We start from the raw sequence: 237 nt of genomic DNA on the forward strand, positions 1-237 counted from the left end.
CCCCATGCGCCCTTATTTTGCTTCTTCTACAAATTTCTTGATAATTCTCTACCAATATGTCAAATAACTCTAAGACTCAAAGCCTCGTGGATAATCCAAGCTCGCGCTCAAAATACCCTATTCACCTTGACAGCAAATAGTGAGAAGTAAACGCCAGGACACTCCAGAAAGGAGGTGTTCCAGCCACACCTTCCGGTACGGCTACCTTGTTACGACTTAGCCCCAGTTACCAGATTT

At 44.7% G+C, this 237-nt stretch carries 1 rRNA gene; it reads right to left on the reverse strand.

The annotated features are described in order from the left end of the window. Positions 1-167 precede the first annotated feature (167 nt). Positions 168-237: ribosomal RNA gene (locus AC23P2_RS31435) — 16S ribosomal RNA — on the reverse strand; the annotation flags it as partial.

This window comes from Runella sp. R0.1_18 (assembly GCF_057652155.1).